17 protein-coding genes and 1 pseudogene are annotated in these 22,888 nt (G+C 60.9%); 9 read left to right on the top strand and 9 right to left on the bottom strand.

The features are described 5' to 3' along the window. Window positions 1-89: 89 nt before the first annotated feature. The 6 genes and pseudogenes from ACIOUG_RS01470 to ACIOUG_RS01445 form a co-directional block, all read right to left on the bottom strand. Complete coding sequence (locus ACIOUG_RS01470; RefSeq protein WP_401061940.1) at window positions 90-1,166, bottom strand: GGDEF domain-containing protein; 1,077 nt, start codon at window positions 1,164-1,166, stop codon at window positions 90-92. Beyond that, a complete protein-coding gene (locus ACIOUG_RS01465; protein WP_401061939.1) occupies window positions 1,150-2,028 on the bottom strand; it encodes a DUF4434 family protein in 879 nt (292 codons plus the stop codon). The genes ACIOUG_RS01470 and ACIOUG_RS01465 overlap by 17 nt, the downstream gene beginning before the upstream one ends. Next, on the bottom strand, window positions 2,028-5,189 hold the full coding sequence (locus ACIOUG_RS01460) for a phage receptor (RefSeq protein WP_401061937.1): 3,162 nt from the start codon (window positions 5,187-5,189) through the stop codon (window positions 2,028-2,030). Before ACIOUG_RS01460 ends, ACIOUG_RS01465 begins: the two co-directional genes overlap by 1 nt. Beyond that, window positions 5,186-7,358: pseudogene (gene nrfB / locus ACIOUG_RS01455) on the bottom strand (cyclic di-3',5'-guanylate-activated glycosyltransferase NrfB). The gene ACIOUG_RS01460 and the pseudogene nrfB overlap by 4 nt, the downstream one beginning before the upstream one ends. Continuing rightward, the gene (gene wecB / locus ACIOUG_RS01450; RefSeq protein ID WP_401061935.1) at window positions 7,355-8,509 is read right to left on the bottom strand and encodes a non-hydrolyzing UDP-N-acetylglucosamine 2-epimerase; all 1,155 of its coding nucleotides are present in this window, start codon (window positions 8,507-8,509) and stop codon (window positions 7,355-7,357) included. The pseudogene nrfB and the gene wecB overlap by 4 nt, the downstream one beginning before the upstream one ends. A 176-nt stretch (window positions 8,510-8,685) precedes the next feature. Beyond that, the gene (locus tag ACIOUG_RS01445) at window positions 8,686-9,117 is read right to left on the bottom strand and encodes a thioredoxin domain-containing protein (RefSeq protein ID WP_401061933.1); all 432 of its coding nucleotides are present in this window, start codon (window positions 9,115-9,117) and stop codon (window positions 8,686-8,688) included. Between the two features lie 718 nt (window positions 9,118-9,835). On the opposite strand from ACIOUG_RS01445, the gene ACIOUG_RS01440 reads away from it, so the two are divergent. The 8 genes from ACIOUG_RS01440 to ACIOUG_RS01405 all read left to right on the top strand — a co-directional run bounded on the left by ACIOUG_RS01440 (window position 9,836) and on the right by ACIOUG_RS01405 (window position 16,502). After that, window positions 9,836-10,684, top strand: a complete 849-nt coding sequence (locus ACIOUG_RS01440) for a transporter substrate-binding domain-containing protein (RefSeq protein ID WP_401061931.1) — start codon at window positions 9,836-9,838, stop codon at window positions 10,682-10,684. Between the two features lie 51 nt (window positions 10,685-10,735). Continuing rightward, on the top strand, window positions 10,736-11,398 hold the full coding sequence (locus ACIOUG_RS01435; protein ID WP_003225455.1) for an amino acid ABC transporter permease: 663 nt from the start codon (window positions 10,736-10,738) through the stop codon (window positions 11,396-11,398). Between the two features lie 9 nt (window positions 11,399-11,407). Next, a complete protein-coding gene (locus ACIOUG_RS01430) occupies window positions 11,408-12,070 on the top strand; it encodes an amino acid ABC transporter permease (protein ID WP_401061929.1) in 663 nt (220 codons plus the stop codon). Continuing rightward, complete coding sequence (locus ACIOUG_RS01425) at window positions 12,067-12,864, top strand: amino acid ABC transporter ATP-binding protein (RefSeq protein ID WP_401061927.1); 798 nt, start codon at window positions 12,067-12,069, stop codon at window positions 12,862-12,864. Before ACIOUG_RS01430 ends, ACIOUG_RS01425 begins: the two co-directional genes overlap by 4 nt. 29 nt (window positions 12,865-12,893) lie before the next feature. Beyond that, on the top strand, window positions 12,894-13,283 hold the full coding sequence (locus tag ACIOUG_RS01420; RefSeq protein WP_007912330.1) for a RidA family protein: 390 nt from the start codon (window positions 12,894-12,896) through the stop codon (window positions 13,281-13,283). A gap of 130 nt (window positions 13,284-13,413) precedes the next feature. Then, window positions 13,414-14,178 (top strand): IclR family transcriptional regulator, encoded by a 765-nt coding sequence (locus ACIOUG_RS01415; RefSeq protein ID WP_007965122.1) that lies wholly within the window; start codon window positions 13,414-13,416, stop codon window positions 14,176-14,178. Window positions 14,179-14,221: 43 nt separating this feature from the next. Then, on the top strand, window positions 14,222-15,436 hold the full coding sequence (locus ACIOUG_RS01410; RefSeq protein ID WP_401061925.1) for an amino acid deaminase: 1,215 nt from the start codon (window positions 14,222-14,224) through the stop codon (window positions 15,434-15,436). Window positions 15,437-15,566: 130 nt separating this feature from the next. Beyond that, window positions 15,567-16,502, top strand: coding sequence for a sugar kinase (locus ACIOUG_RS01405; RefSeq protein ID WP_401061923.1), 936 nt, complete (start codon window positions 15,567-15,569; stop codon window positions 16,500-16,502). A 123-nt stretch (window positions 16,503-16,625) separates the two neighbouring features. Here ACIOUG_RS01405 and ACIOUG_RS01400 read toward each other — a convergent pair whose 3' ends face one another. Together ACIOUG_RS01400 and ACIOUG_RS01395 are read right to left on the bottom strand one after the other, a co-directional pair. Further along, window positions 16,626-16,901, bottom strand: coding sequence for a peptidylprolyl isomerase (locus ACIOUG_RS01400; RefSeq protein ID WP_003225447.1), 276 nt, complete (start codon window positions 16,899-16,901; stop codon window positions 16,626-16,628). 39 nt (window positions 16,902-16,940) lie between these two features. Next, window positions 16,941-19,490 (bottom strand): PAS domain S-box protein, encoded by a 2,550-nt coding sequence (locus ACIOUG_RS01395; protein ID WP_401061920.1) that lies wholly within the window; start codon window positions 19,488-19,490, stop codon window positions 16,941-16,943. Window positions 19,491-19,623: 133 nt separating this feature from the next. Between ACIOUG_RS01395 and ACIOUG_RS01390 the strand changes: the two genes are divergently transcribed. After that, on the top strand, window positions 19,624-20,736 hold the full coding sequence (locus ACIOUG_RS01390; RefSeq protein ID WP_401061918.1) for a PilT/PilU family type 4a pilus ATPase: 1,113 nt from the start codon (window positions 19,624-19,626) through the stop codon (window positions 20,734-20,736). A gap of 118 nt (window positions 20,737-20,854) precedes the next feature. Here the strand turns inward: ACIOUG_RS01390 and ACIOUG_RS01385 are convergent, their stop codons facing one another. Continuing rightward, on the bottom strand, window positions 20,855-22,810 hold the full coding sequence (locus tag ACIOUG_RS01385) for an acetoacetate--CoA ligase (protein ID WP_401061916.1): 1,956 nt from the start codon (window positions 22,808-22,810) through the stop codon (window positions 20,855-20,857). Between the last annotated feature and the right edge of the window lie 78 nt (window positions 22,811-22,888).

The following is a 22,888-nucleotide window of genomic DNA, read 5'->3' as shown; positions in this document are numbered from 1 at the left end:
TTTCGCGAGCAGGCTCGCTCCCACTGTGGAATGTGTTCCAGAGTGGGAGCGAGCCTGCTCGCGAATGCAATCTGTCCTGCGCCACAAAATCACTGATGAAAGGTAAAGCGATCCTTGCCCGTATGCTTTGACTCATACAGCGCGTCATCCGCCTTGACCAGTGCCTGATTCAAGGTGTCGCCATCCTCCACCCGGGCCACTCCCATGCTGATCGTGACCGGGTGCTGTGTCGGTTGCTCGCGAACCACTCGGCACAACTCGCCAGCCAGCGCCTCGACATCCTCGCGGCGCACACCCGCCAGATAAATCGCAAATTCCTCACCACCCAGGCGCGCGAAATCGTGCTGTGCCATCACCGTTTTGATATCGGCTGCCACGCGTTTCAGCACTTCATCGCCAATGTCGTGACCGTACACATCATTCACTTTCTTGAAGTTATCGATGTCGATCATCGCCAGGTAATGGTCGTGCTCGCGAGGAACCGTTTTCAAATGGTTTTGCGCCACTGTCATGAACGATCGACGGTTGGGGATTTCGGTCAGCGTGTCGTTATAGGCCTGATCCAGCAGCAGCCGGGACATGATGTAGTTGTAGAGCTTGGCCTCACGCAGTTTGAGGAAGGTGTAGATGCTCAACGAGCAGAGAAACACGCTGTAGCAGGCGGTCATCACGCCCCTGAGTTCAATCAGGGTGGTGGGGGTATTGATGAACGGGTTGAGTACCAGCCAGATGATGGCTTGCGTCGCGAAAAATGCCCAGCGACTCAGTGGCAGCACCGATACGCTGTAGAGCATGCTCGCCGCCGCGAGCACCAGCCAGGAGCTGTGAACCGCGAGCGGGACGCCGGTGATGATCAGCCGCACGCCCACGGTCAGGCCCAGTACGAACAGCAGCGTGATTACGTCGAAATGGCGAGCCTTGTGGGTGAACCCCATTACGACGGTCAACGTTGAAAAAAAAGTGATGAAGGCCATCGAGCGCCAGGTGAATCCCTGTTCGCCGAGGAAACTGACGACCAGATCGAACACCAGCCAGATGGCGAAACTCGCGACGTAGATCAGCAGGCTGAAAGTGTGCAGGCGTTCGAATTCATGCTGGATGAACTCGGCCCGCAACTGGGCGGGCGCGGTTTTTTTCAGTACCTGCTCTTCAACGAGTTTGTACATTGCTGCCTTGCTGTTTGCGCTGGTTGTCGAGGATCACCCGACCCCAAGGGCGGTAACGCAGGGAAAACACAGCGTTGACGTGACAGCCGGTGGATGCCGCATCGGGCACCGCAGGTTCGGCACGAAACGGCTGGCCTTCGACACTGACTTGACGGAACGCCTCGCGCACGATGCCCACGGAGCAAGGCAGAGCACTGGCATAGCCGTCGCGCACCAGTGGCGACAGTTTTCCCGTGCCTGCGCCATCCTGCCACCACACCTGAATATCGGTGCCACTCAGCTCGCCCAGCCATTGCCCATTAACCGTCGGTGCGAGTTTGCCGGCGCTGAACGCACTGATGTGCAGCGGTGCGTCGAGCTTGCCGGCGAAAGCCTTGAGCTGTCGTTGCAACGTGGCTCGGCGATCGGCCGCCAGGAAGTGGAAGTCATCCAGTTCCATCGGCAAATACCAGCCACTGACAGGCAATTTCCAGTCCTTGCGCAGTGTTTGCTGTTGCGCCAGTGACTGACCCAACTGTGCTTGCCAGTAGGTGGCGAGACCGGCACTGTCGAGTTCGTCGATGCGCTGGTAATAGGCCGGATCCATCTTCAGCCCGAGCACCAGTTGCAAGCCTTGTTGTTGCGCCAGTTTCAGACTGTTGGCGAGCCAGCCGTTGGCGCCGCCAAAGTCCGAATCACCATAGGCTGTCCACTGCACGATCACGGTGCGGGCACCCTGACGCGCAGTGTCTTGCCAGATTTGCTGCCACTGAGCCTGACTGAGGCTGGCATCGACATTCAGCGGTTGGTAAAACACGCGCTCGTCGGCACGTACGACAACTGCGCCAAGCAGCAGACAGAAAAACATCATCCAGCGCGCCATCAGAAATTCCACTCCACGCCCAGCAGCACACCGTTGCCGCCGTCGTACAGATTGCCGCCCAGCGATTGCTGGTACTCGGTGCGCACTGTCAGTTTCGAACGGTAAGCGTTGTAGCGGTCATCGTCATACCACCATTGCCAGCGCAGACCGACACCGGTGCGCAGGTCCTGACGCCAGTCGTTGCTCGGGTCCTGACTGGCAAATTCGAGGAAGCCATACGGCATGATCGTTTGCGCGGAGTTGGATGGCAGCTTCCACGCATGACCTTGCTGGAAACGCGACAACCACTGGTGATCGCCAGCCTTGGTCCACCATGCGGCATCAAGATAGAGAAAGCGCTCATCCCAATCGCTTTCATCGACACGCCAGTCATTGCGGTACTGGCCCTGATCGAGGAACGAGGCCGTGGCGCGCAGCAGGTAATCGGTAGTGGTGTGGCCGTCCTGACGATGATCGTCGAGCTGATCCGAGAGCTTGTGCGGGTTGATCATCTGTCCGAGGCTCAGGCCATGATTGTCTTGATCATCGAACTGGCTCTGCTTGTAGATTTCGGCGTAGAGGTTGATGTTCTGCGTGCCCCACGGTTTGTAGCGCAGGCCGACACCCGCTGCGGCGGATTCAGCGTAGCTGGAGCGACTCTGACCACCGAGCAAAACCCGCCCGTAGACCGACAGCGTGCTGCCCGCGCGGCTGGGTTCTTCACCCAGCGCATGGTCCCACATCGCTACTTGCACGTTCTGCGAGCTGGCACTGCGGCGTGTACCTTTGCTGTTGTCGTCGCGCAGGAAATCGTTGGTCGAAACACCGGCTGGCGACCAGGTGCTGGCGAGGGTGAAACTGTCACGCCGTGAGAGCGTTTCGTGGGCGCGACGCTGGCGATAGCGCCGGGCTTCCATACTGCCGTCTTCATCGTCGGCGGCTACCGGGTTTTGTTCCAGATCGATTATTCGGCGCAATTCCTTGCGCGCCGAGGCGCTGTCCTCTACTTCGTCATAGCGCCAGGCCAGGGTTTCGCCGAGACGATAATCCTCGGGGAAATCCCGGGTCGCCTGCTGCAGGTACGGAATCGCCCGGGCGCGTTCTTCGCGAGTCGGCGCGCCGGACAGGCGCATGCCGTAATCGGCGCGGTAACGCGGGTTGTTCGGATCGCGACGCACCGCTTCCGCCAGCCAGGCATTGCTTTGCGGCATGTCGCCAGCCTTTTGTGCAGTGACGGAAGCGGCATAGAAATGCCCGGCATCCGGCGCTTGCTGCAAGGCCTGACGTTGGCGCTGCAACGCCTGAGCGTGGTAGCCACGGGCATCGGCAATCGCTGCGCCGAGTGCCCATTCATTGGCACCGCGAGTTGCGCTTTGCTGCCAGTAACCCTCGGCAGTCTGGCTATCACCGGCATTCAGCGCACTGCGGCTGGCGGTCAAACGTGCGTTGTCGCTGAGTTCGGCGGCGGGAATGCTGCGCCAGATCGCCAAGGCACCAGCAGAGTCACCCGCGGCCTCCAGCGCATAGGCCAGTGGCAGACGGCTGCCGCGGTCGCCGAGCTTTTCTGCCTGTTGGTAATAAACCACCGCTTCACCGGGGCGGTCCGGCATTGCACAGCGGCCGAGCGCACGATAATCGGCGGCGGCCTGCGGGTGGCTGCCAATTGCTTGCTGCACGACATCGCACTGACCGTTTTCCGCCAGTTGCGCAAGCAGTTGACCACGGCTGGCGCCGTCAATCTGGCTGATCAGCGATGCCATCCGCCGCTGTTGTGCGGGCGTGGTGTCCTTGGATGACGCGTAGATTCCGGCCAGACGCTGCAGGGCAGTGCCCGGCAGACGACCGCCGAAGCGGTCATAGGCGTTTTCCAGCAGATCCTGCGCGTGGGCACGATCACCGCTACTGAGAGCGAGGAAACTGGCCTGATTCAGCGAAGCCAGATCGCCGGTCTGACGGTAGTGGTATTCCCACAGAGTCTGTTCCTCGGTGCGACGCCCCATGGTTTGGGCCACTTGCGCGCGGCGTTTGACTACCGCCGGGGTCTGTGGCTGCCCCGCAAGCCAGACCATGACTTTGCTGCTCTGCCCCTGTTCCTGCCAGACATCGAGCAGTTGTGCCTGTCGCCGGTTTTCCCATGGCTGCGGCAAGGTCGTGCTTTGCAACAAATCGGTGGCTTGCAGGCGCTGAGCGAGTACCAGCCACGCTTGGGGATCATCGGTTGGCTGGCAACTGCGTAACTGCGTCAGCGCTGCTTCAGGATCGTGGCGCGACAGCCAGTCGACGGTTTCCAGGCAGGGGCGCTGCAGGTCGTTGCTCAGGCGCTGCACGGTGGGCACATCGTCGGTCTGCCGGGCCAGTTCCCACAGCCGCTGGCGTTGTGTCGGATCCGCCAAATCCGCAGCGGGCAATGACTGCAACCAGCGCTGAGCCTGTTGATCGTGGCCCATGGCAATAGCGCGATCGACCATCGCCAGACGTACCTTGCGCGCGGCGTCAGGGCTTGGTGCCTGTTGCAGCAGTTGCTGCAACGGTTTTTCGTCCAGACGCTGCACGTAGGCGTTGGCCAGACGTTGCCAGCCTTCGGCATCCAGTTGCTTGTGTTCCGCGAGCGGGGCCAACTGATCGATGGTGCCACTCCAGTCACGCAGTTGTTCGGACCAGTTGGCGCGGGCCAGACGCAGGATGTTGTCATCGCCCCTGGGCGCCAGTTGCGCCAGCCAGTCGTGGGCCTTGGCCGCGCCACCGAATTTGGCCAGGCTCAGGCTGTAGGCCTGCCACAGGCGCACGCGGTCATTGAGGTCGCTGGTCGCCATCCATTGCTCGACCTGAGTGCTGCTCGGCGGATCCTGTTCGATCCAGGTCAGACGCAAGTCCAGCGTGGCTTCGCTGTCATTGGCCGGCAAGGCTTCAACGGCGTCCTTGTAACGCCGCTGTTTAGCCAGCGATTCCACCAGCAAAGCCCGCGCTTCGTCGTTCTTCGGGACCTTTTCCAGCAGGTGGCGCATCAGGCGTTCGACTTCTTTCCAGTTGCCTTTCTTCGCTTCCCGATAGCTGCGGTCCATGTAGGGATAGCTGCGAAACTGTTCGAAATCGCTCAGCGGCGCGGCTTGCAGCGGGTAGGCGCTGCTCAGGCCGAGCAGCAGGCTGCCCATCAATAAAGTGTGACGATGTACTGGTTTCATGCGACCTCCCGGACGATGCGGTAAGCCGCTTGTTGTTCACTGGCCTGATCGGCCAGGGCTTGCTGTAGAACTTCCTGAGTGATCATGCCGCGGGAAATCAGGTGTTCACCGAGGGACATGTTTTCCGCATCGAAATCGATCAGCGCTTGATTGAACAGAGTCGGCGGAACCATGCCGCGCACCTGCAGCAGGTTGCCGAGCAGTACCTGATGGCGACTGACGCGTTCCAGCAGGTCTTCATCGTCCTGATGGCGCTCAAGCACTTGCAGCATGTGACGCACTTCCTCACTTTGCCGGGGGCTGGCGTACCAGTAGCGAATCCCCAGCGTCACGCGCCCCTGCGGTGCCAGTCGGCAGCGCACCGGGCGTTTCAATTGACGGCTGATCGCACCGAGCGATACCTGACTGACCGGGCCTTCGGAGGCGAGCACCAGAGTGTCGCCTTCCTCGGCGACCGGCAGTACGCCGTAGTGCGAAGCGACCCGGCGCGGCACGGCTTCGATCAGACGCGGGTCGAGCTTGAACGGATTGAGCGGGGCCCATTCCAGCTCCAGTTGTTCGGCCAGTTCCTGCACCAGTTGGGTGCTGTTGATGTACTCACGCAGCAGCAGTTCACGGCCCAGACGCCGACGCACCGGGCTGGTGATCGCCGCTTCCAGTTGCTCCTCGGTGAGCAGGCCCTTTTCCACCAGTCGATGACCCAGTGGCGTGCGTTGGGCCTTGGTCAATGCCGGGAACTCATGGGTAGTCTTGTCCCAGGCTACGCGCCGCGAATCACCCATTTCCATGACCTGACGCAGTGCGCGCAGGTTGGCGAAGAAGTTGACGAAGTTGCTCCACATCATGCGGGGAGCCGAGAGCAGACCTTCCACCAGTCCGTAATAGCGAGTGACAAACCAGCCACGCTGGAACAGCCGGTTGAGCAGCATGAAGCCGTTGAGCCAAAGCAATGCCGAGAGCAGCGAACTGTCGGAGAGAATCGATGGATAACGCCACGATTCGGGGGAAATCACGGTGATCAGCCACATCGCGATCAGGACCACGAACAGCAGGTTGACCAGAAAACTCAACATATAGGCGATCAGCCCGCGACGGTCTCGCCACAGGAAGTAGTTGAGCAGGCCCTTACGGCTCCAGCCGAGGTTCTTGGTGCCCTGAAAGACGATGCCGACGATCCAGCGCGACTTCTGCCGGATCGCGTGTTGCAGATCGCGGGGAAAGTGCTCGCGCACGCAGATCACCTGGGAGAATTCGCGGTTCATGCCGAACATCCATGGTTGCTCCAGTGCCAGCTTCGGATCGCTGACCGAGTAACGGGCAAAAATGCACTTCATGCCTTTCTGCTTGAGGCGGAAGCCGATGTCGTAATCCTCGGTGAGACTCTGTACATCGAACGCGATACCGTCACCGTCTTCGAGCAGGGCGCTGATGGCTTTTCGACTGAAGCAAGTGCCGACCCCGGCGCTGGGTACCTGACCGGTCAGGGCTTCACGGACGATGACGTCCTTGCCGTGGTTCTCGGCGAATTCGTCGACATAGTGCCCGGCGGTAAAACCTTTCCACTCAGGCGCGTAGGGGTAGACCGGAATCTGGATCAGATCCTTGTTTGGCAGCAAGTAGTTGAAGAGGCGCAATTCCATCGGCGAAATCACGTCTTCGGCGTCATGCAGGATGAACCCGGCGAACTGGATTTTCGCCTCGCTTTCAAAACGCAGGATCGCGTCGATGATGTTGTTCAGGCAATCGGCCTTGCTGGTCGGGCCGGGGCGGGCGCAGACCACTTTGTGCACGTTGGGGTAGTGCTGGCAGACCGCGTCGACGTCGGCCTGGGTTTCGGCGTCGTTGGGGTAGGTGCCGACGAAAATCTGATAGTTTTCGTAATCGATGGTCGAGGCCGCCAATCGCGCCATTTCGCCGACGACACCGACTTCGTTCCACGCCGGCACCATGATTGCCAGCGGTTTTTCGGGGATGGTGTAGAGACGTTGTTCGTCCGCGCGCTCGAATTTTTCGTAGATCCGCCAGCGCCGGATCAATGCGAAACCAGTAGACAAGGTCGATGAACAGGTCATCCAGACCAAGGATGAACATCAACAGGGCGAGGGCGATCGCCACATATTTAAGACCAAACAGCACATACGCAAAGAAGTCGACCCAACCCAGACTCATACGTCGCTACCCGCCGCCGAGCGAGCGCTAAGCCAAGCGTGGAGGCGGGTGGCGATCAGTTCGCTGGCGTGGCCGTCGCCGTAGGGAAAGTGCACACGGCTCATGCGGGTGTAGGTGTCCTGGTCGTCCAGCAACTGGCTGGCCTCTTTGACGATGCGGGACTTGTCGGTCCCCACCAGCAGCATGGTGCCGCTTTCCAGCACGGATGGCCGTTCGGTCACATCGCGTAGCACCAGTAGCGGTTTGCCGATGGCCGGGGCTTCCTCCTGCACGCCGCCGGAATCGGTGAGGATGAAATGCGCTCGGCCCATCAGCCACACGAAGTTCGGGTAGTCCTGCGGGGCGATCAGATAGATGTTGGGTTTGTCCGAGAGCGTGCCATACACCACTTCCTGCACCAGCGGGTTGAGGTGCACCGGGTAAACGAACTGAACGTCGGGATAACGCTCGGCCAGTTCTGCCAATGCCTGGCAGATGTTGCGAAAGCCATCGCCGATATTTTCCCGGCGATGGCTGGTGATCAGGATCATCCGGCGTTGATCATCGAGTACAGCCAACGGCGAGTCGGCGGCTGGGTGCCAGTGGGTTTGTTGCTGGTGATCGCGCATCCACAGCAAGGCATCGATCACAGTATTTCCGGTGATTTCGATATTGTCCTCGGGCACACCTTCGCGAAGCAGGTTGGCGGCGGTCTTGGAGGTTGGCGGGAAATGCAGGTCGGCAATCACACCGGTCAAGCGTCGATTCGCCTCTTCAGGCCATGGTGCGCGCAGGTTGCCGGTGCGTAAGCCAGCTTCGACGTGGCCGATGGGTAGCTGACGATTGAACGCGGCGAGGGCGGCGATGAAGCTGGTAGTGGTGTCGCCGTGTACCAGCACGATGTCCGGCTTGGCGCGTTCGTAGGCTTGATCGAGTTGTCCCAGCAGGTTCTGCGAGAGGCCGTTGATGGTCTGGCCCTGGGTCATCACTTGCAGGTCTTCGTCGAGCGTCAGCTCAAAGGCGTCGAGCACCTGGGCGAGCATCTCACGGTGCTGGCCGGTGGAGCAGATGTTCAGTTGGATGTCGGGCCACTGGCGCAGAACCCGGGCTAACGGGGCCATTTTGATGGCCTCCGGACGAGTACCGAAAACCATCATGACTTTGAAAGACATTGATCCCTCCTGGGACATGGCAACGCCGGGCTAAATCACCTGACGCCTGTGTTCGCTTGCCGAGAAATAAAAGAAAAGCAGCCGGAATGGAGCTTGTCCAATCCGGCCCGAGGCTTGTGTGTTACCGATAATTTGGAACGAAAGTGCCATCGGTTGATGGCTCTTAGGTGGCACTTTCAGGAAAAGTTCCATCGATGTGCGCGGGGGACGGTGCAGAGTGTGCGCAAGGTGCGCCGCAGCCAGGCCAGATCATGCCGGGGTGGGCGGATGACTGCTGGCGCTTTGGTTTTGCCGATGTGCCGGGCGAAATCTTCACTTAGTGTTTCTGGAGTGCCGATGCCCTTGAGCTTTTTCAACAGTTTGCCGTTCTTGTAGAACAGCACGGTCGGGGTGCCTGTGACCAGTGGGTGGCGCGGCGCCTCGCTGGTGTTGAGCATGTAAATGTTCGCCCGGAGCCGATACGGCTCGGCCACCTCACGAAACACCGGCCCGGCCCATTCGCAGGCGGGACAGTGTTCATTGGCGAAGTACAGAATCACCGGACGCCAGGTTTTCAGGGCTTTGCGGTAAACCGGGGCCAGATTGGAAATGGTATTGGCAGCGCTCATTGAGAACTCCTTTTCAACGACCTCGAAGGTTCGATGACGTTAAAGGAGGGTGCAGAACCGGTCTACTGTCAGAAATTACAGGTGGCCCGTGGATTCGCGAGATTTTTCCCACTTTTTTGAAGGACCGACCGACACGAAACCCGGAAATGTGGAATGTCGGGAAGTGATACCTTTTTCACTCCTCCGAAAACGGAGGTGGGGCTTATATCGTTCGTTATGTCGTAGCGAGAATTTCTGAATTGAAACGAAAGCCCATTGCCACCGTCGCCGCTGGTGACAGTAAAACTGTCGTAGTCCTTCATCGGATCGAGCCCGTTTTCAATTGCGCGTCTGAAAAGGAGTATGAAGCGATAATGGATAAACTAGAGGATCGGGAGCTGATCACGCTGTGTGAGGAGCGAGAAAATGATCCCTTTTTTAAAGTCTCGCTAGATGACCTATGAGACAAATCCGAACTTCAATCGCATTGCACCGAATCCGCCCATCCGTGCTCCATCTGGGAACCTGCTACTCGCTATTTGTAGCCTAAGGTAGCGCAGCCCATCGGGACCCGCACCTGACTCCATTTTTCACATTTCCTGCATCCCGTTGATTCCAAAAACATTTTACCTCCCTACAGATTCCCGGTGATTCCTGTGGCACACTTTCTGCTGTCTATTCCGTAGTAACAAACCGTGTTCCGGTATAGCGGAATAAACATCATCCTGGAGTGCTTGCCATGCATCGCCGTCCTTCGTTGTTCAAAGCGTGTGTTTTTGTTCTTGCGGCTTCGTCCGCTGTGATGGGCATGGCCCAGGCAGCCGACAGCAAACTCGACAGTGTTCTGGCCCGGGGCAAGCTGATTGTCGGCACCGGCAGCACCAATGCGCCGTGGCACTTTCAGGGGGCGGACGGCAAGTTGCAGGGCTTTGATATCGACATCGCCAGGATGGTGGCCAAGGGCTTGTTCAATGATCCGAACAAGGTCGAGTTCGTCGTGCAGTCGTCGGATGCGCGGATTCCCAATCTGCTGACCGACAAGGTCGATATGAGCTGCCAGTTCATCACCGTTACCGCCAGCCGCGCGCAACAAGTGGCGTTCACCCTGCCGTACTACCGCGAAGGCGTTGGCCTGCTGCTGCCGGCCAACAGCAAGTACAAGGAAATCGAAGACCTGCAGGCCGCTGGCGACAGCGTTACCGTGGCCGTGCTGCAAAACGTCTATGCCGAAGAATTGGTGCATCAGGCGCTGCCCAAGGCCAAGGTTGATCAGTACGACAGCGTCGACCTGATGTATCAGGCGGTGAACTCCGGCCGTGCCGACACCGCTGCCACCGATCAGTCGTCGGTCAAATACCTGATGGTGCAGAACCCTGGCCGCTACCGCAGCCCGACTTACGCGTGGAGCCCGCAGACCTACGCCTGCGCCGTCAAACGCGGCGATCAGGACTGGCTGAATTTCGTCAACACCGCCCTGCATGAAGCCATGACCGGCGTCGAGTTCCCGACTTACGCGGCATCCTTCAAGCAATGGTTCGGGGTCGATCTGCCGTCGCCGGCCATCGGTTTCCCTGTCGAATTCAAATGATCCCGTGAGAGTGGGGCGATACAAATCGCCCCGCTCAAGGTACTGCTGACCATGAACTATCAGTTGAACTTTGCCGCCGTGTGGCGCGATTTCGACACCCTGTTGGCGGGGCTCGGTCTGGGCCTTGAACTGGCGCTGGTGTCGATCGCCATCGGCTGCGTGATCGGCCTGCTGATGGCGTTTGCCTTGCTCTCTAAGCATCGCGCCTTGCGGGTGCTGGCCTCGGTGTACGTCACGGTGGTGCGTAACACGCCGATTCTGGTGTTGATTCTGTTGATTTACTTTGCCTTGCCGAGCCTGGGGATCCGTCTGGACAAGATCCCGTCGTTCATCATCACCTTGTCGCTGTACGCCGGGGCCTATCTGACCGAGGTGTTTCGTGGCGGTTTGCTGAGCATCCCCAAAGGCCAGCGTGAAGCCGGGCTGGCAATCGGTCTCGGTGAATGGCAAGTGAAGGCCTACGTCACGGTGCCGGTGATGCTGCGCAACGTGTTGCCGGCGCTGTCGAACAACTTTATCTCGCTGTTCAAGGACACCTCGCTGGCCGCCGCGATTGCGGTGCCGGAGCTGACCTATTACGCGCGCAAGATCAACGTCGAGAGCTACCGGGTAATCGAAACCTGGCTGGTGACCACGGCGTTGTATGTCGCGGCCTGTTACCTCATTGCCATGCTGCTGCGCTACCTCGAGCAGCGTCTGGCGATCCGCCGATAGGAGGCTGCGATGTACGAATCTCCCAGTTGGTTGCATGAATTGTGGGTGGCACGCGAGACGTTGCTGCAAGGCTTTCTGACCAGCGTGCAAGTGTCGGCGCTGGCGATTCTGTTCGGCACGCTGCTCGGCGTGGTCACCGGTCTGGTGCTGACGTACGGCAAGTTCTGGATGCGCGCGCCATTCCGCTTTTATGTCGACATTATTCGCGGTACGCCGGTGTTTGTATTGGTGCTGGCCTGCTTCTACATGGCGCCGGCGCTGGGCTGGCAGATCAGCGCGTTTCAGGCTGGTGCGCTGGGCCTGACGCTGTTTTGCGGCTCGCACGTCGCCGAGATCGTGCGCGGTGCGTTGCAGGCCTTGCCACGCGGGCAGATGGAAGCGAGCAAGGCGATCGGCCTGACGTTTTATCAATCCCTCGGTTACGTGCTGTTGCCGCAGGCGTTGCGGCAGATCCTGCCGACCTGGGTCAACTCGTCCACCGAAATCGTCAAGGCCTCGACCTTGCTCTCGGTGATCGGCGTCGCCGAATTACTGCTCAGCACCCAACAGATCATCGCCCGGACCTTCATAACTCTGGAGTTTTATCTGTTCGCCGGTTTTCTGTTCTTCGTCATCAACTACGGCATCGAATTACTCGGCCGGCACATTGAAAAGCGGGTGGCCCTGCCATGACTCAAGCTCAAGTTTCCAACATTCAGAACGGTCAGCCGCTGCTGGACATCCGTGGTCTGCACAAACAGTACGGCGCGGTCGAAGTGCTCAAGGGCGTCGACCTGAGCATGCAGCGCGGCAACGTCGTGACGTTGATCGGTTCCAGCGGGTCGGGCAAGACCACCTTGCTGCGCTGCGTGAACATGCTCGAAGAGTTTCAGGGCGGGCAGATCCTGCTCGACGGCGAGTCGATCGGCTATGACGAGGTCGGCGGTAAACGCGTGCGTCACGCCGAAAAAGTCATCGCCCGCCATCGCGCCATGACCGGCATGGCCTTCCAGCAATTCAACCTGTTCCCGCACCTGACCGCGTTGCAGAACGTCACCCTCGGGCTGCTCAAAGTGAAGAAGATGCACAAGGACGAAGCCGTGGTGCTGGCCGAAAAATGGCTGGAGCGGGTCGGCCTGCTGGAACGGCGCAATCACTTTCCCGGACAGCTTTCCGGCGGTCAGCAGCAGCGCGTGGCGATTGCCCGGGCGATTGCGATGAACCCGAGCCTGATGCTGTTCGACGAAGTCACCTCGGCCCTCGATCCGGAGTTGGTCGGTGAAGTGCTGAACGTGATCAAGGGCCTCGCCGAAGACGGCATGACCATGTTGCTGGTGACCCACGAGATGCGTTTCGCCTTCGAGGTCTCGGACAAGATCGTGTTCATGAATCAGGGGCGGATCGAAGAGCAGGGGCCTCCCAAGGAACTGTTCGAACGCCCGCAATCACCGCGTCTGGCTGAGTTTCTCAAGAGCACGCGGTTCTAATTTTTGCTTTGTAATCAGGAGAAGTACCCATGAGCATTACTCGATACGGCACCGGCAGCACCGCCGCTGGCGGCCAGCCACGTCCCTTCGCGCGCGCCGTTGAAGCGGATGGCTGGCTGCACGTGTCCGGCCAGGTGCCGGCGGTGGATGGCGAGATCATCGTTGGCGGCATCGTCGAGCAGACCCACCAGACCATGAAGAACCTGATCGCGATTCTCGAAGAGGCCGGTTATGGCCTGGAGGATGTGGTGCGCGCTGGTGTATGGCTGGACGACCCGCGGGATTTCAGCAGTTTCAACAAGGTTTTCGGCGAGTATTTCAAACCGGAACACGCCCCGGCGCGGGCCTGTGTGCAGGCGAGCATGATGGTCGATTGCAAGGTCGAGATCGATTGCATCGCCTACAAGAAAAAGGCCTGACTTCCGCCGGCTCTTGTAGGCGCTGCCGAAGGCTGCGATCTTTTGGCAATTTTGGATGCACCACTAAGGCAAGATCAAAAGATCGCAGCCTGCGGCAGCTCCTACAGAGGAATTTTGAGTGAGTACTGACATGACCGAAGACACCATCAAACGCCGGGCCCGCGGTCTGGACCGGGCGTTCGATATCCTCGATTTCCTCAAGGAGATCGGCCAGCCGCTGCGTCCGAACGACATCGCCAACGGCATCGGCAGCCCGAAATCCACGGTCTACGAACTGGTGGCGTCGCTGCTGGAACGACGGATTCTGGAGCCGGTGGGCAAGGACGGTCACGTCTATCTCGGTCGCCAGTTGTACTTCCTCGGGCAGGCGCATCTGCGCCATTTCGACCTCAGTCGCGAGGCCGATCATGCCTTGCAGGAAATCGTCAGCCAGACCCGGGAAACCGCGCAGATGTGCCTGCTCAACGGGCGCAAATACACGGTGGCACTGATGAAGGAGGGCGAGCGGCATTTCCGTATTTCTTCCGACATCGGCGAAAACGCGCCGATCCCGTGGACTGCGTCCGGGCGCCTGCTGCTGGCGCATTTGAGCGATCAGCAGATCATCGACCTGATCGACGAAGACGACTACATCTTGCCCGACGGTGAACGCCTGCCGCTGGAACGCTTTCTGGCGGAGATCCGCCAGGCTGGCATCGACGGTTTCTTCTCGTTCGACAGCGTGGCCGACACCTTCACCCATTGCTTTGCCGCCCCGGTCAAAGACCCCAGCGGCATCGCCATCTGCACCCTGTGCATCGTCGCCCCACGGGCCGATGCAAAGAACAATTACGACGACTATCGCCGGGTGCTGATCGAGAGCGCCAACAGCCTCGCCCGGCGTATCAACGAATAACCGCGGTTGCCTGTGGCCGCGAATGAATGCGAGGAGTTTGACCATGACGACTGCCATCAATACCGCTGTGGAAAAGGGCGATGCCGCCATCGGCGCGCACCTTGTGCGTGACGTCAGCCTGCCGGCGCTGGTGCTGCACCGCGAGGCGCTGGAGCACAACATTCGCTGGATGCAGAAGTTCGTCAGCGACAGTGGCGCCGAGCTCGCGCCCCACGGCAAGACCAGCATGACTCCAGCCCTGTTCCAGCGTCAGCTCGATGCCGGGGCGTGGGGCATCACCCTCGCCAGCGCCACCCAGACTCGCGCCGCGTATGCCCACGGCGTGCGCCGGGTGCTGATGGCCAACCAACTGGTCGGCACGCCGAACATGGCGCTGATTGCCGATCTGCTGGCAGACCCGGATTTCGATTTCTACTGCATGGTTGATCACCCGGACAACGTCGCCGATCTCGGCGCCTACTTCGCCTCGCGCGGAGTCAAGTTGAACGTGATGATCGAGTACGGCGTTGTCGGCGGCCGCTGCGGTTGCCGCAGCGAGCAGGAAGTCATCGCGCTGGCCCAGGCGATCAATGCGCAACCAGCGCTGGCCCTGACCGGTATCGAAGGTTACGAAGGGGTGATCCACGGAGATCACGCGGTCAGCGGCATTCGTGAATTCGCCGCGTCGCTGGTGCGTCTGGCGGTGCAGTTGCAGGACAGCGGCGCGTTTGCCATCGCCAAACCGATCATCACCGCTTCGGGTTCGGCGTGGTACGACCTGATCGCTGAGTCGTTCGAAGCGCAGAACGCCGGTGGACGCTTCCTCAGCGTGCTGCGTCCAGGCAGTTATGTGGCGCATGACCATGGCATCTACAAGGAAGCGCAATGCTGCGTGCTGGATCGTCGCAGCGACCTGCATGAAGGCTTGCGTCCGGCGCTGGAAGTCTGGGCCCACGTGCAATCGCTGCCGGAGCCGGGTTTTGCGGTGATCGCCCTCGGCAAGCGCGACGTGGCGTTCGATGCCGGGCTCCCGGTGCCATTGCTGCGTTACAAGGCCGGTGTGTTGCCAGCGGTGGGTGACGATGTCGGCGCCTGCAAGGTGACGGCGGTGATGGACCAGCATGCGTTCATGAGCGTCGCGCCGGGGATTGAGTTGCGGCTGGGCGACATTATTTCCTTCGGCACCTCGCACCCGTGCCTGACGTTCGACAAGTGGCGGGTGGGGTTGCTGGTGGATGAGCAGTTGACGGTGGTCGAGAGCATGGAGACTTGTTTCTAAGGTTTGAGACCGAGTCGGGTCATTCGCGAGCAGGCTCACTCCTACAGGGGAACGCATTCCAATTGTAGGAGTGAGCCTGCTCGCGATGAGGGCCGCCCAAACACCGATGATCATCCAGAGACGCCACCCAATGACCAGCCTCAGCCCCCTGGGCCCGAATACCCCGCGCATCGCCCTGATCGGCGAGTGCATGATCGAACTCCAGCACCGCGCCGACGGCAGCCTGCAGCAAAGCTTCGGCGGCGATACCTTGAACACCGCGGTGTACCTGTCCCGCGCGCTCGGCGACAAAGCCCAGGTCGATTACGTCACCGCGCTCGGCGACGACAGCTTCAGCGACGCCATGTGCCAGAGCTGGGTCGACGAAGGCATTGGCCTGGACCTCGTGCAGCGTCTGCCCGGTCGCTTGCCGGGCCTGTACTGCATCCAGACCGACGCCAACGGTGAGCGGCGTTTCCTTTACTGGCGCAATGAAGCGGCGGTGCGCGATTGCTTCACCACCCCGGCCGCCGAGCCGATTCTGGCGGCGCTGGCGGACTACGACGTGTTGTATTTCAGTGGCATCACCCTCGCGGTGTTAGGTGCGAAGGGCCGCGAACGCCTGATCCAGACCCTGATCGAAGCCCGGCAGCGCGATGCACGGATCGTCTTCGACAACAACTATCGACCGCGTTTATGGGCGTCACAGGAAGAGGCGCGGGCGGCCTATCGCAGCGTGTTGCCGCATGTCGATCTGGCGTTGCTGACCGTGGATGACGAGCAGGCGCTGTTCCATTTTGCCGATTGCGACGCGGTGTTCGAGGCGTACGCGCAGATCGGCACACCGGAAGTGGTGCTCAAGCGTGGTGCCGAGGCCTGTCTGATTCGTTGTGATGGCGAGGCGTTCGACGTGCCGGCGCAGAAGGTCGACAAGGTCGTGGATACGACGGCGGCGGGGGACTCGTTCAGTGCGGCGTATCTGGCCAGGCGGTTGCTGGGGGGCAGTCCGGTCGAGGCGGCGCAGGCGGGGCATTGGCTGGCGAGTCGGGTCATCCAGGTCCCGGGAGCGTTGATTCCGAAAGAATGAGTGTTCTTGTGGCGAGGGAGCTTGCTCCCGCTCGACTGCGCAGCAGGCGCAAGCCTTATTGGGGCGGCTCCGCCACCCAGCGGGAGCAAGCTCCCTCGCCACAAACGCCCGAAAGCAAGGCCTTCAATCGCGGAAAAACACCTGCACCAGGTGATAGCCGAACTTGCTCTTGATCGGTCCATGCACCGTGCGCAGCGGCTTCTTGAAGATCACCGCATCAATCGCGCCAACCATCTGCCCCGGCCGTACTTCACCCAGATCACCGCCGCGTTTGCCGGACGGGCAGGTCGAGTATTTCTTCGCCAGCACATCGAACGCTTCGCCCTTGGCAATGCGTTGTTTGAGCTGTTCGGCCTCTTCGGCGGTTTTCACCAGAATGTGGCGGGCTTGGGCTTTCATCGTGCGATACCTGTAACGGGGTGACGGCAGGGCGCGGGATTATGCCTCAAGTGACGGCGTTTGGTTGATCATCTCGCGGATCTTGTTCGCCAGCACTTCAATCGAAAACGGCTTGGCTACCATGTCCATGCCATCCTCGAGAAAGCCCTGACGTTCGGCGGCTTTCTGCGCGTAACCGGTCATGAACAGCACTTTCAGCCCCGGCCGATGCTGGCGGGCGATTTCCGCCAATTGCCGGCCGTTCATCCCCGGCAGGCCGACGTCGGTCACCAGCAGATCCACACGCAGCGCCGATTCCAGCAGCGGCAGGGCGGCGCTGGCGTCGGCGGCTTCGTGGGCGAGGTAACCCAGTTCCTTGAGCAGGTCGAGGACCAGCATGCGCACCGCCGGATCATCTTCAACCACCACCACGGTTTCGCCACAGGTGGCGGTCGGCGCAGCACTGATCGCTTCCACCAGCGGACGTTCGGGTTCCAGCAGATTCAGGCGCGGCAGGTACAACCGCACGCAGGTGCCATGATCCGGCAGGCTGTCGAGGCTGACATGCCCGCCCGACTGCTGGGCGAAACCATAAATCATCGACAGCCCCAGCCCGGTGCCCTGGCCGATCGGTTTGGTGGTGAAGAACGGATCGAACGCCTTGGCCCGTACTGACGGGGTCATGCCGGTGCCGTTGTCGCTGACCGCCAGCATCAGGTAGTCGCCGGCCTTGACCGGTTCGAGGGTGGTGAGGTCATGGCCGTCGAGGTAGACGTTGGCGGTTTCGATCAGCAGCTCGCCGCCGTCGGGCATGGCGTCGCGGGCGTTGATCACCAGATTGAGCAGGGCGTTTTCCAGTTGGCTGACGTCGGTGCTGATCGGCCACACATCGTCGGCCAGGCGCAGGGTGAGGCCGATCGGGTCGCCCTTGGTACGGCGGATCAAATCTTCCAGCGAATGAATCAGTTCGTTGACGTTAAGGGTCTTGCGATCCAGCGACTGCCGGCGTGAGAACGCCAGCAGGCGATGGGTCAGCGCCGCCGCACGGTTGGCCGACGACACCGCCGCCTCGGTGAAACGCCCGATTTCATGGGCGCGGCCATCGGCAATGTAGCGTTGCATCAAGTCGAGGCTGCCGATGATTCCGGTGAGCATGTTGTTGAAGTCGTGGGCGATACCGCCGGTGAGCTGACCGACCGCTTCCATCTTCTGCGCATGGCGCAACGCATCTTCGGCGCGCTCGCGTTCGAACATCTCGTTCTGCAGGCGCTGATTGGCCTGGGCCAGTTGTTCGGTGCGGGCGCTGACCCGTTCTTCCAGGGTTTCATTGAGATTGCGCAACGCCTCTTCGGTCTTCTTCCGTTCGCTCTCGTCGATCACGAAAATGTAGAAACCATTGACCGCGCCATCGGCACCGTGGCGCGGCAGGTAATTCATCAGCGCGTGACGGCTGCTGCCGTCACGGTGCGGGGTGTACAGGCTGAACGAACAGGGCCGCCCGGCCAGCGCCTCGGCAATGTATGGTGCGCGCAGGAAGTAGGCTTCTTCGCCGATTACCTCGCGAATGGTGCGGCCATACAGTTCCTGCGGCGTCAGGCCGTACCAGTCCAGATACGCGGCGTTGTTCAGGCGGAAGCGCTCTTCGTGGTCGACATAACTGATGAGGATCGGCATCGCGTTGATGATCAGCTGCAATTCCGTCTGGCTCTGACGCAGCGCCTGCTCGGTGTGCTTGCGCTCGGTCAGGTCCAGCGCGGCGCCGAGGAAGCGCACCGGTCGCCCGTGGTGATCCTTGTAACAGCGGCCCCGGGCAAACACCCAGCGTAGTTCGCCGTCGGCTTTCAGCAAGCGATATTCCTCGGCGTACTCGGTGCCGTGGGTGATGCAATGTTTGATGCTGCGGGCGATCAGGGCACGGTCTTCGGGATGCACGCCTTGCAGGTAATCGCTGATCGGCAATTGGCTGGCCAGCGCCGGATCGATGCCGTGCAACTGGGCGAAATGCGCGTCGGCGATGAAGCGGTCTTCGCCGATGTCCCAGTCCCAGGTGCCGACCGCATCGGTGGCCGCCAGGGCCAGTTGCAGGCGTTCTTCGGTGTCGCGCTGCGCTTTAAGGCTTTCTTCGGAGCGGCGTTGCAGTTCGAGGGCGATGCGTCGGCGTTCGTTGGTTTCAATGGCGGTTACCAGAATCCCCGCCACTTGCGCGTTTTCATCGCGAATCGGGGAGTACGTCAGATCCAGCCAGAAGTCGGATTCTTTGCCCTCGCGTTGCAGGGTAAATCGCCGTTCGCTGTAGGTACGCACTTGGCCTTGTAGGACGGCTCGATAAATCGGGTCGGTAAAGTCCTCAAGTTCTGGCCATATAAGGTGCGCCGGCTGTCCGAAAGCGTGCGGATGCTTGCTGCCGGCGAGCATCGCAAAGCCATTGTTGTAGATCTGCGTGAGCTGCGGCCCCCACAACAGCAACATCGGCATCGGCGAGTGAATCACGATGTCCACCGCGGTGCGCAGGCTTTGCGGCCAGGTGCCGGCGGCGCCCAACGGAGTGCGGCTCCAGTCGGTACGGGCGATCAGCGCTTGCGCGTCATCGGGGGAGGGTGCTGCGTTCATCACATCTATCCTGAGCGTCGGTCAGTGCGTTGGCATCTACTATTCTTGCACTTGCGGTAGACGCTGTATGACCCGTTACGTCACGACACCGGGTCATTTCTGTTCATTGAATGCTTCGCGGGTGCTTTTTGCCATGGAAATCGATGCACTGTTGCTCCGCCTCTCGAGCCAGCACGGCTCTGACCTGTTCCTGTCCACCGGGGCGCCGCCCAGTGCGCGCATCGATGGCGTGCTGACGCCGTTCAGCGAGCGGCCGTTCAAGCCCGGTGAAGTCGAGGCCATCGCCAACTCCCTGATGGACGCCGAACAGCGGCGCGAGTTCGATCGGGATCTGGAAATGAACCTGGCGATTTCCCGCACCGGTGTCGGGCGTTTTCGCCTGAACATCTTCAAGCAGCGCAATGACGTGTCGATCGTGATCCGCAACGTCAAACTGGATATTCCGCGCTTCGAAGATCTGAAACTGCCGCCGATACTGCTGGAAACGGTGATGCTCAAACAAGGGCTGATTCTGTTCGTCGGTGCCACCGACTCCGGCAAGTCCACTTCGCTGGCGGCGTTGATCGATCACCGTAATCGCCACAGCAGCGGGCACATCATCACTATTGAAGACCCGGTGGAGTATATCCATCGACACCAGCGCTCGATCATCAATCAACGCGAAGTCGGTGTCGACACCCGCAGTTTCCATGCGGCGCTGAAAAACACCCTGCGCCAGGCCCCGGACGTGGTGCTGATCGGCGAAATCCGCGACCGCGAGACCATGGAGCACGCGCTGACGTTCGCCGATACCGGGCACCTGGTGCTGTCGACGTTGCATGCGCACAACGCCAATCAGGCGCTGGACCGTATCGTCAATCTGTTCCCCGAAGAGCGCCGCCCGCAGTTGTTGCATGCGCTGGGCAACAACCTCAAGGCGTTCGTCTCGCAACGGCTGGTGCGCACTTTGGACGGCCAGCGCCGGGCGGCGGTCGAAGTGATGCTCGGCACGCCGACCATCGCCGACCTGATTCGCCGCAACGAATTGGGCGAACTCAAGGGCATCATGGAAAAGTCTGGCGAGGTAGGGATGCAGACCTTCGACGCGGCGCTGTACGGGCTGGTGGTGGAGGGCGTGATCAGTGAAGACGAAGCGCTTAAACATGCGGATTCACAAAACAACCTGCGCCTGCGCCTGAAACTGCATGCCGAGGCAGGGCCGGCACCCGCGCCCACTGCATCAGGCGACTGGGGCCTGATGGATTAACACCCCACCCCTCACCCTGTGGGAGCGGGCTTGCTCGCGAAAGCGGTGTATCAGTCACATTGTTATCGACTGACACACCGCTTTCGCGAGCAAGCCCGCCCCCCAAGGGCATGGCGTGCTAATCCGACAGCTCCGGGCGATTGCGGAACTGCTCCAAGGCCTCGGGATTGGCCAGCGCATCGGTATTTTTCACCGGCTCGCCATGCACCACATTGCGCACCGCGAGTTCCACCACCTTGCCGCTGATGGTGCGCGGAATATCGGTCACCGCGACGATCTTCGCCGGCACATGGCGCGGTGTGGTATTGGCGCGGATCACCTGGCGGATCTGCTGTTGCAGGGCGTCATTCAGCGTCACGCCATCCTGCAGACGGACAAACAGCACTACGCGCACATCGTCCTGCCATTGCTGCCCGATTGCCACGCTGTCCAGCACCTGCGGGACTTTCTCGACCTGACGATAGATTTCCGCCGTGCCGATGCGCACGCCGCCGGGGTTGAGCACGGCGTCGGAGCGGCCGTGGATCAGCATCCCGCCGTGGGGCAATTGTTCGGCGTAGTCGCCCTGGGCCCAGACACCGGGGAACAGGCTGAAATAGGATTTGCGCAGCTTTTCGCCGTCCGGGTCGAGCCACAGGCCGACGGGCATGGCCGGGAAGTGCCGGGTGCAGACCAGTTCGCCTTTTACGCCGATTACTGCAACGCCGGCGTCGTTCCACACCTCAACCGCCATGCCCAGGCTCTTGCCCATGATTTCGCCCCGACGCACGGGCGACAGCGGGTTGCCATTGACGAAGCACGACACCACATCGGTGCCGCCGGACATCGACGCCAGGCATACATCGCGCTTGACGTCGCGGTAGACGAAGTCATAACTCTGCGGCGACAACGCGGAGCCGGTGCAGAGCAAGGTCTTCAGGCTACTCAGATCGTGGCTGTGCACGGGCTTCACGCCGCTGCTCTCAAGCGTCGCGAGAAACTTGGGGCTGGTGCCGAATACGCTGATGCGCTCGTCGTCGATCAGGTCCAGCAGTCGCTCATTCCCGGGGTAAAACGGCGAGCCGTCATACAGCACCACCGTGCTGCCGACCGCGAGGGCCGAGACCAGCCAGTTCCACATCATCCAGCCGCAGGTGGTGTAGTAGAACAACCGGTCACCGGGGCCGAGATCGACGTGCAGCCCATGCTCCTTGGCATGCTGCAGCAGCACGCCGCCGGTGCTGTGCACGATGCATTTCGGCACGCCGGTGGTGCCACTGGAATACAACACGTAGAGCGGGTGATTGAACGGCACCGAGACAAAACGCGGTTCGCCGCCGGGTTGGTAGAAATCGTCCCACAACGTCACGTTGGCGTGGCTGTGGTAATCCTCGGCACGGGCCTGCGCGCGGGCGTAGGGCACGATGACCAACTGCTGCAGCGACGGCAGTTGCGCGAGGATTTCGTTGACCTTGGTGGTCTGGTCGATGTCTTTGCCGGCGTAACGGTAGCCGGCGCAGGTGATCAACACCTTGGGTTCGATCTGGCCGAAACGGTCGATTACGCCGTGGGTGCCGAAGTCCGGCGACGAGCACGACCAGATCGCGCCGAGGCTGGTGGTCGCGAGCATCGCCACCAAGGTCTGCCAGGTGTTGGGCATACACGCGGCCACGCGGTCGCCGAGGCCGATTCCGCAGGCCATCAGGCTGGCCTGAAAACCGCCGACGTGTTCGGCCAGTTCGGCCCAGGTCAGTTGTTCGCGCTGGCCGTTTTCCGCCACGGCGATCACCGCGACTGCATCGTCGCGACGGCGCAGCAGGTGCTCGGCAAAATTCAGGGTCGCGCCGGGAAACCATTCGGCACTGGGCATCTGCGCGCCTTCACGCAGGACGGCGTCGGGCTGGGTGTGAAAGCGGATGTCGAAGCAATCGACGATCGCCTGCCAGAACGCCTCGCGCTGATCCACGCTCCAGCGGTGCAGGTCGGTGTAGCTGCTCAGCGCCAGGCCATGACGCTGATTGATGTCGCGGCGGAACTGATCCATGCGCGATTGGGCGATACGCTCGGCATCGGGTTGCCAGAGGAGGTCGGACATTGGTTTGCCTCTTGTTTTGTTGGTCAAGCACACAGGCCAGGGTGCAGCACTTACTTGTGTGGCGAGGGAGCTTGCTCC

It is taken from the genome of Pseudomonas sp. NPDC087803 (genome assembly GCF_044742995.1).
In the GTDB taxonomy this organism is placed as follows: domain Bacteria; phylum Pseudomonadota; class Gammaproteobacteria; order Pseudomonadales; family Pseudomonadaceae; genus Aquipseudomonas.
Note: the sequence above shows the minus strand (reverse complement) of the source record. Positions and strands in the feature narration are given on the sequence as shown.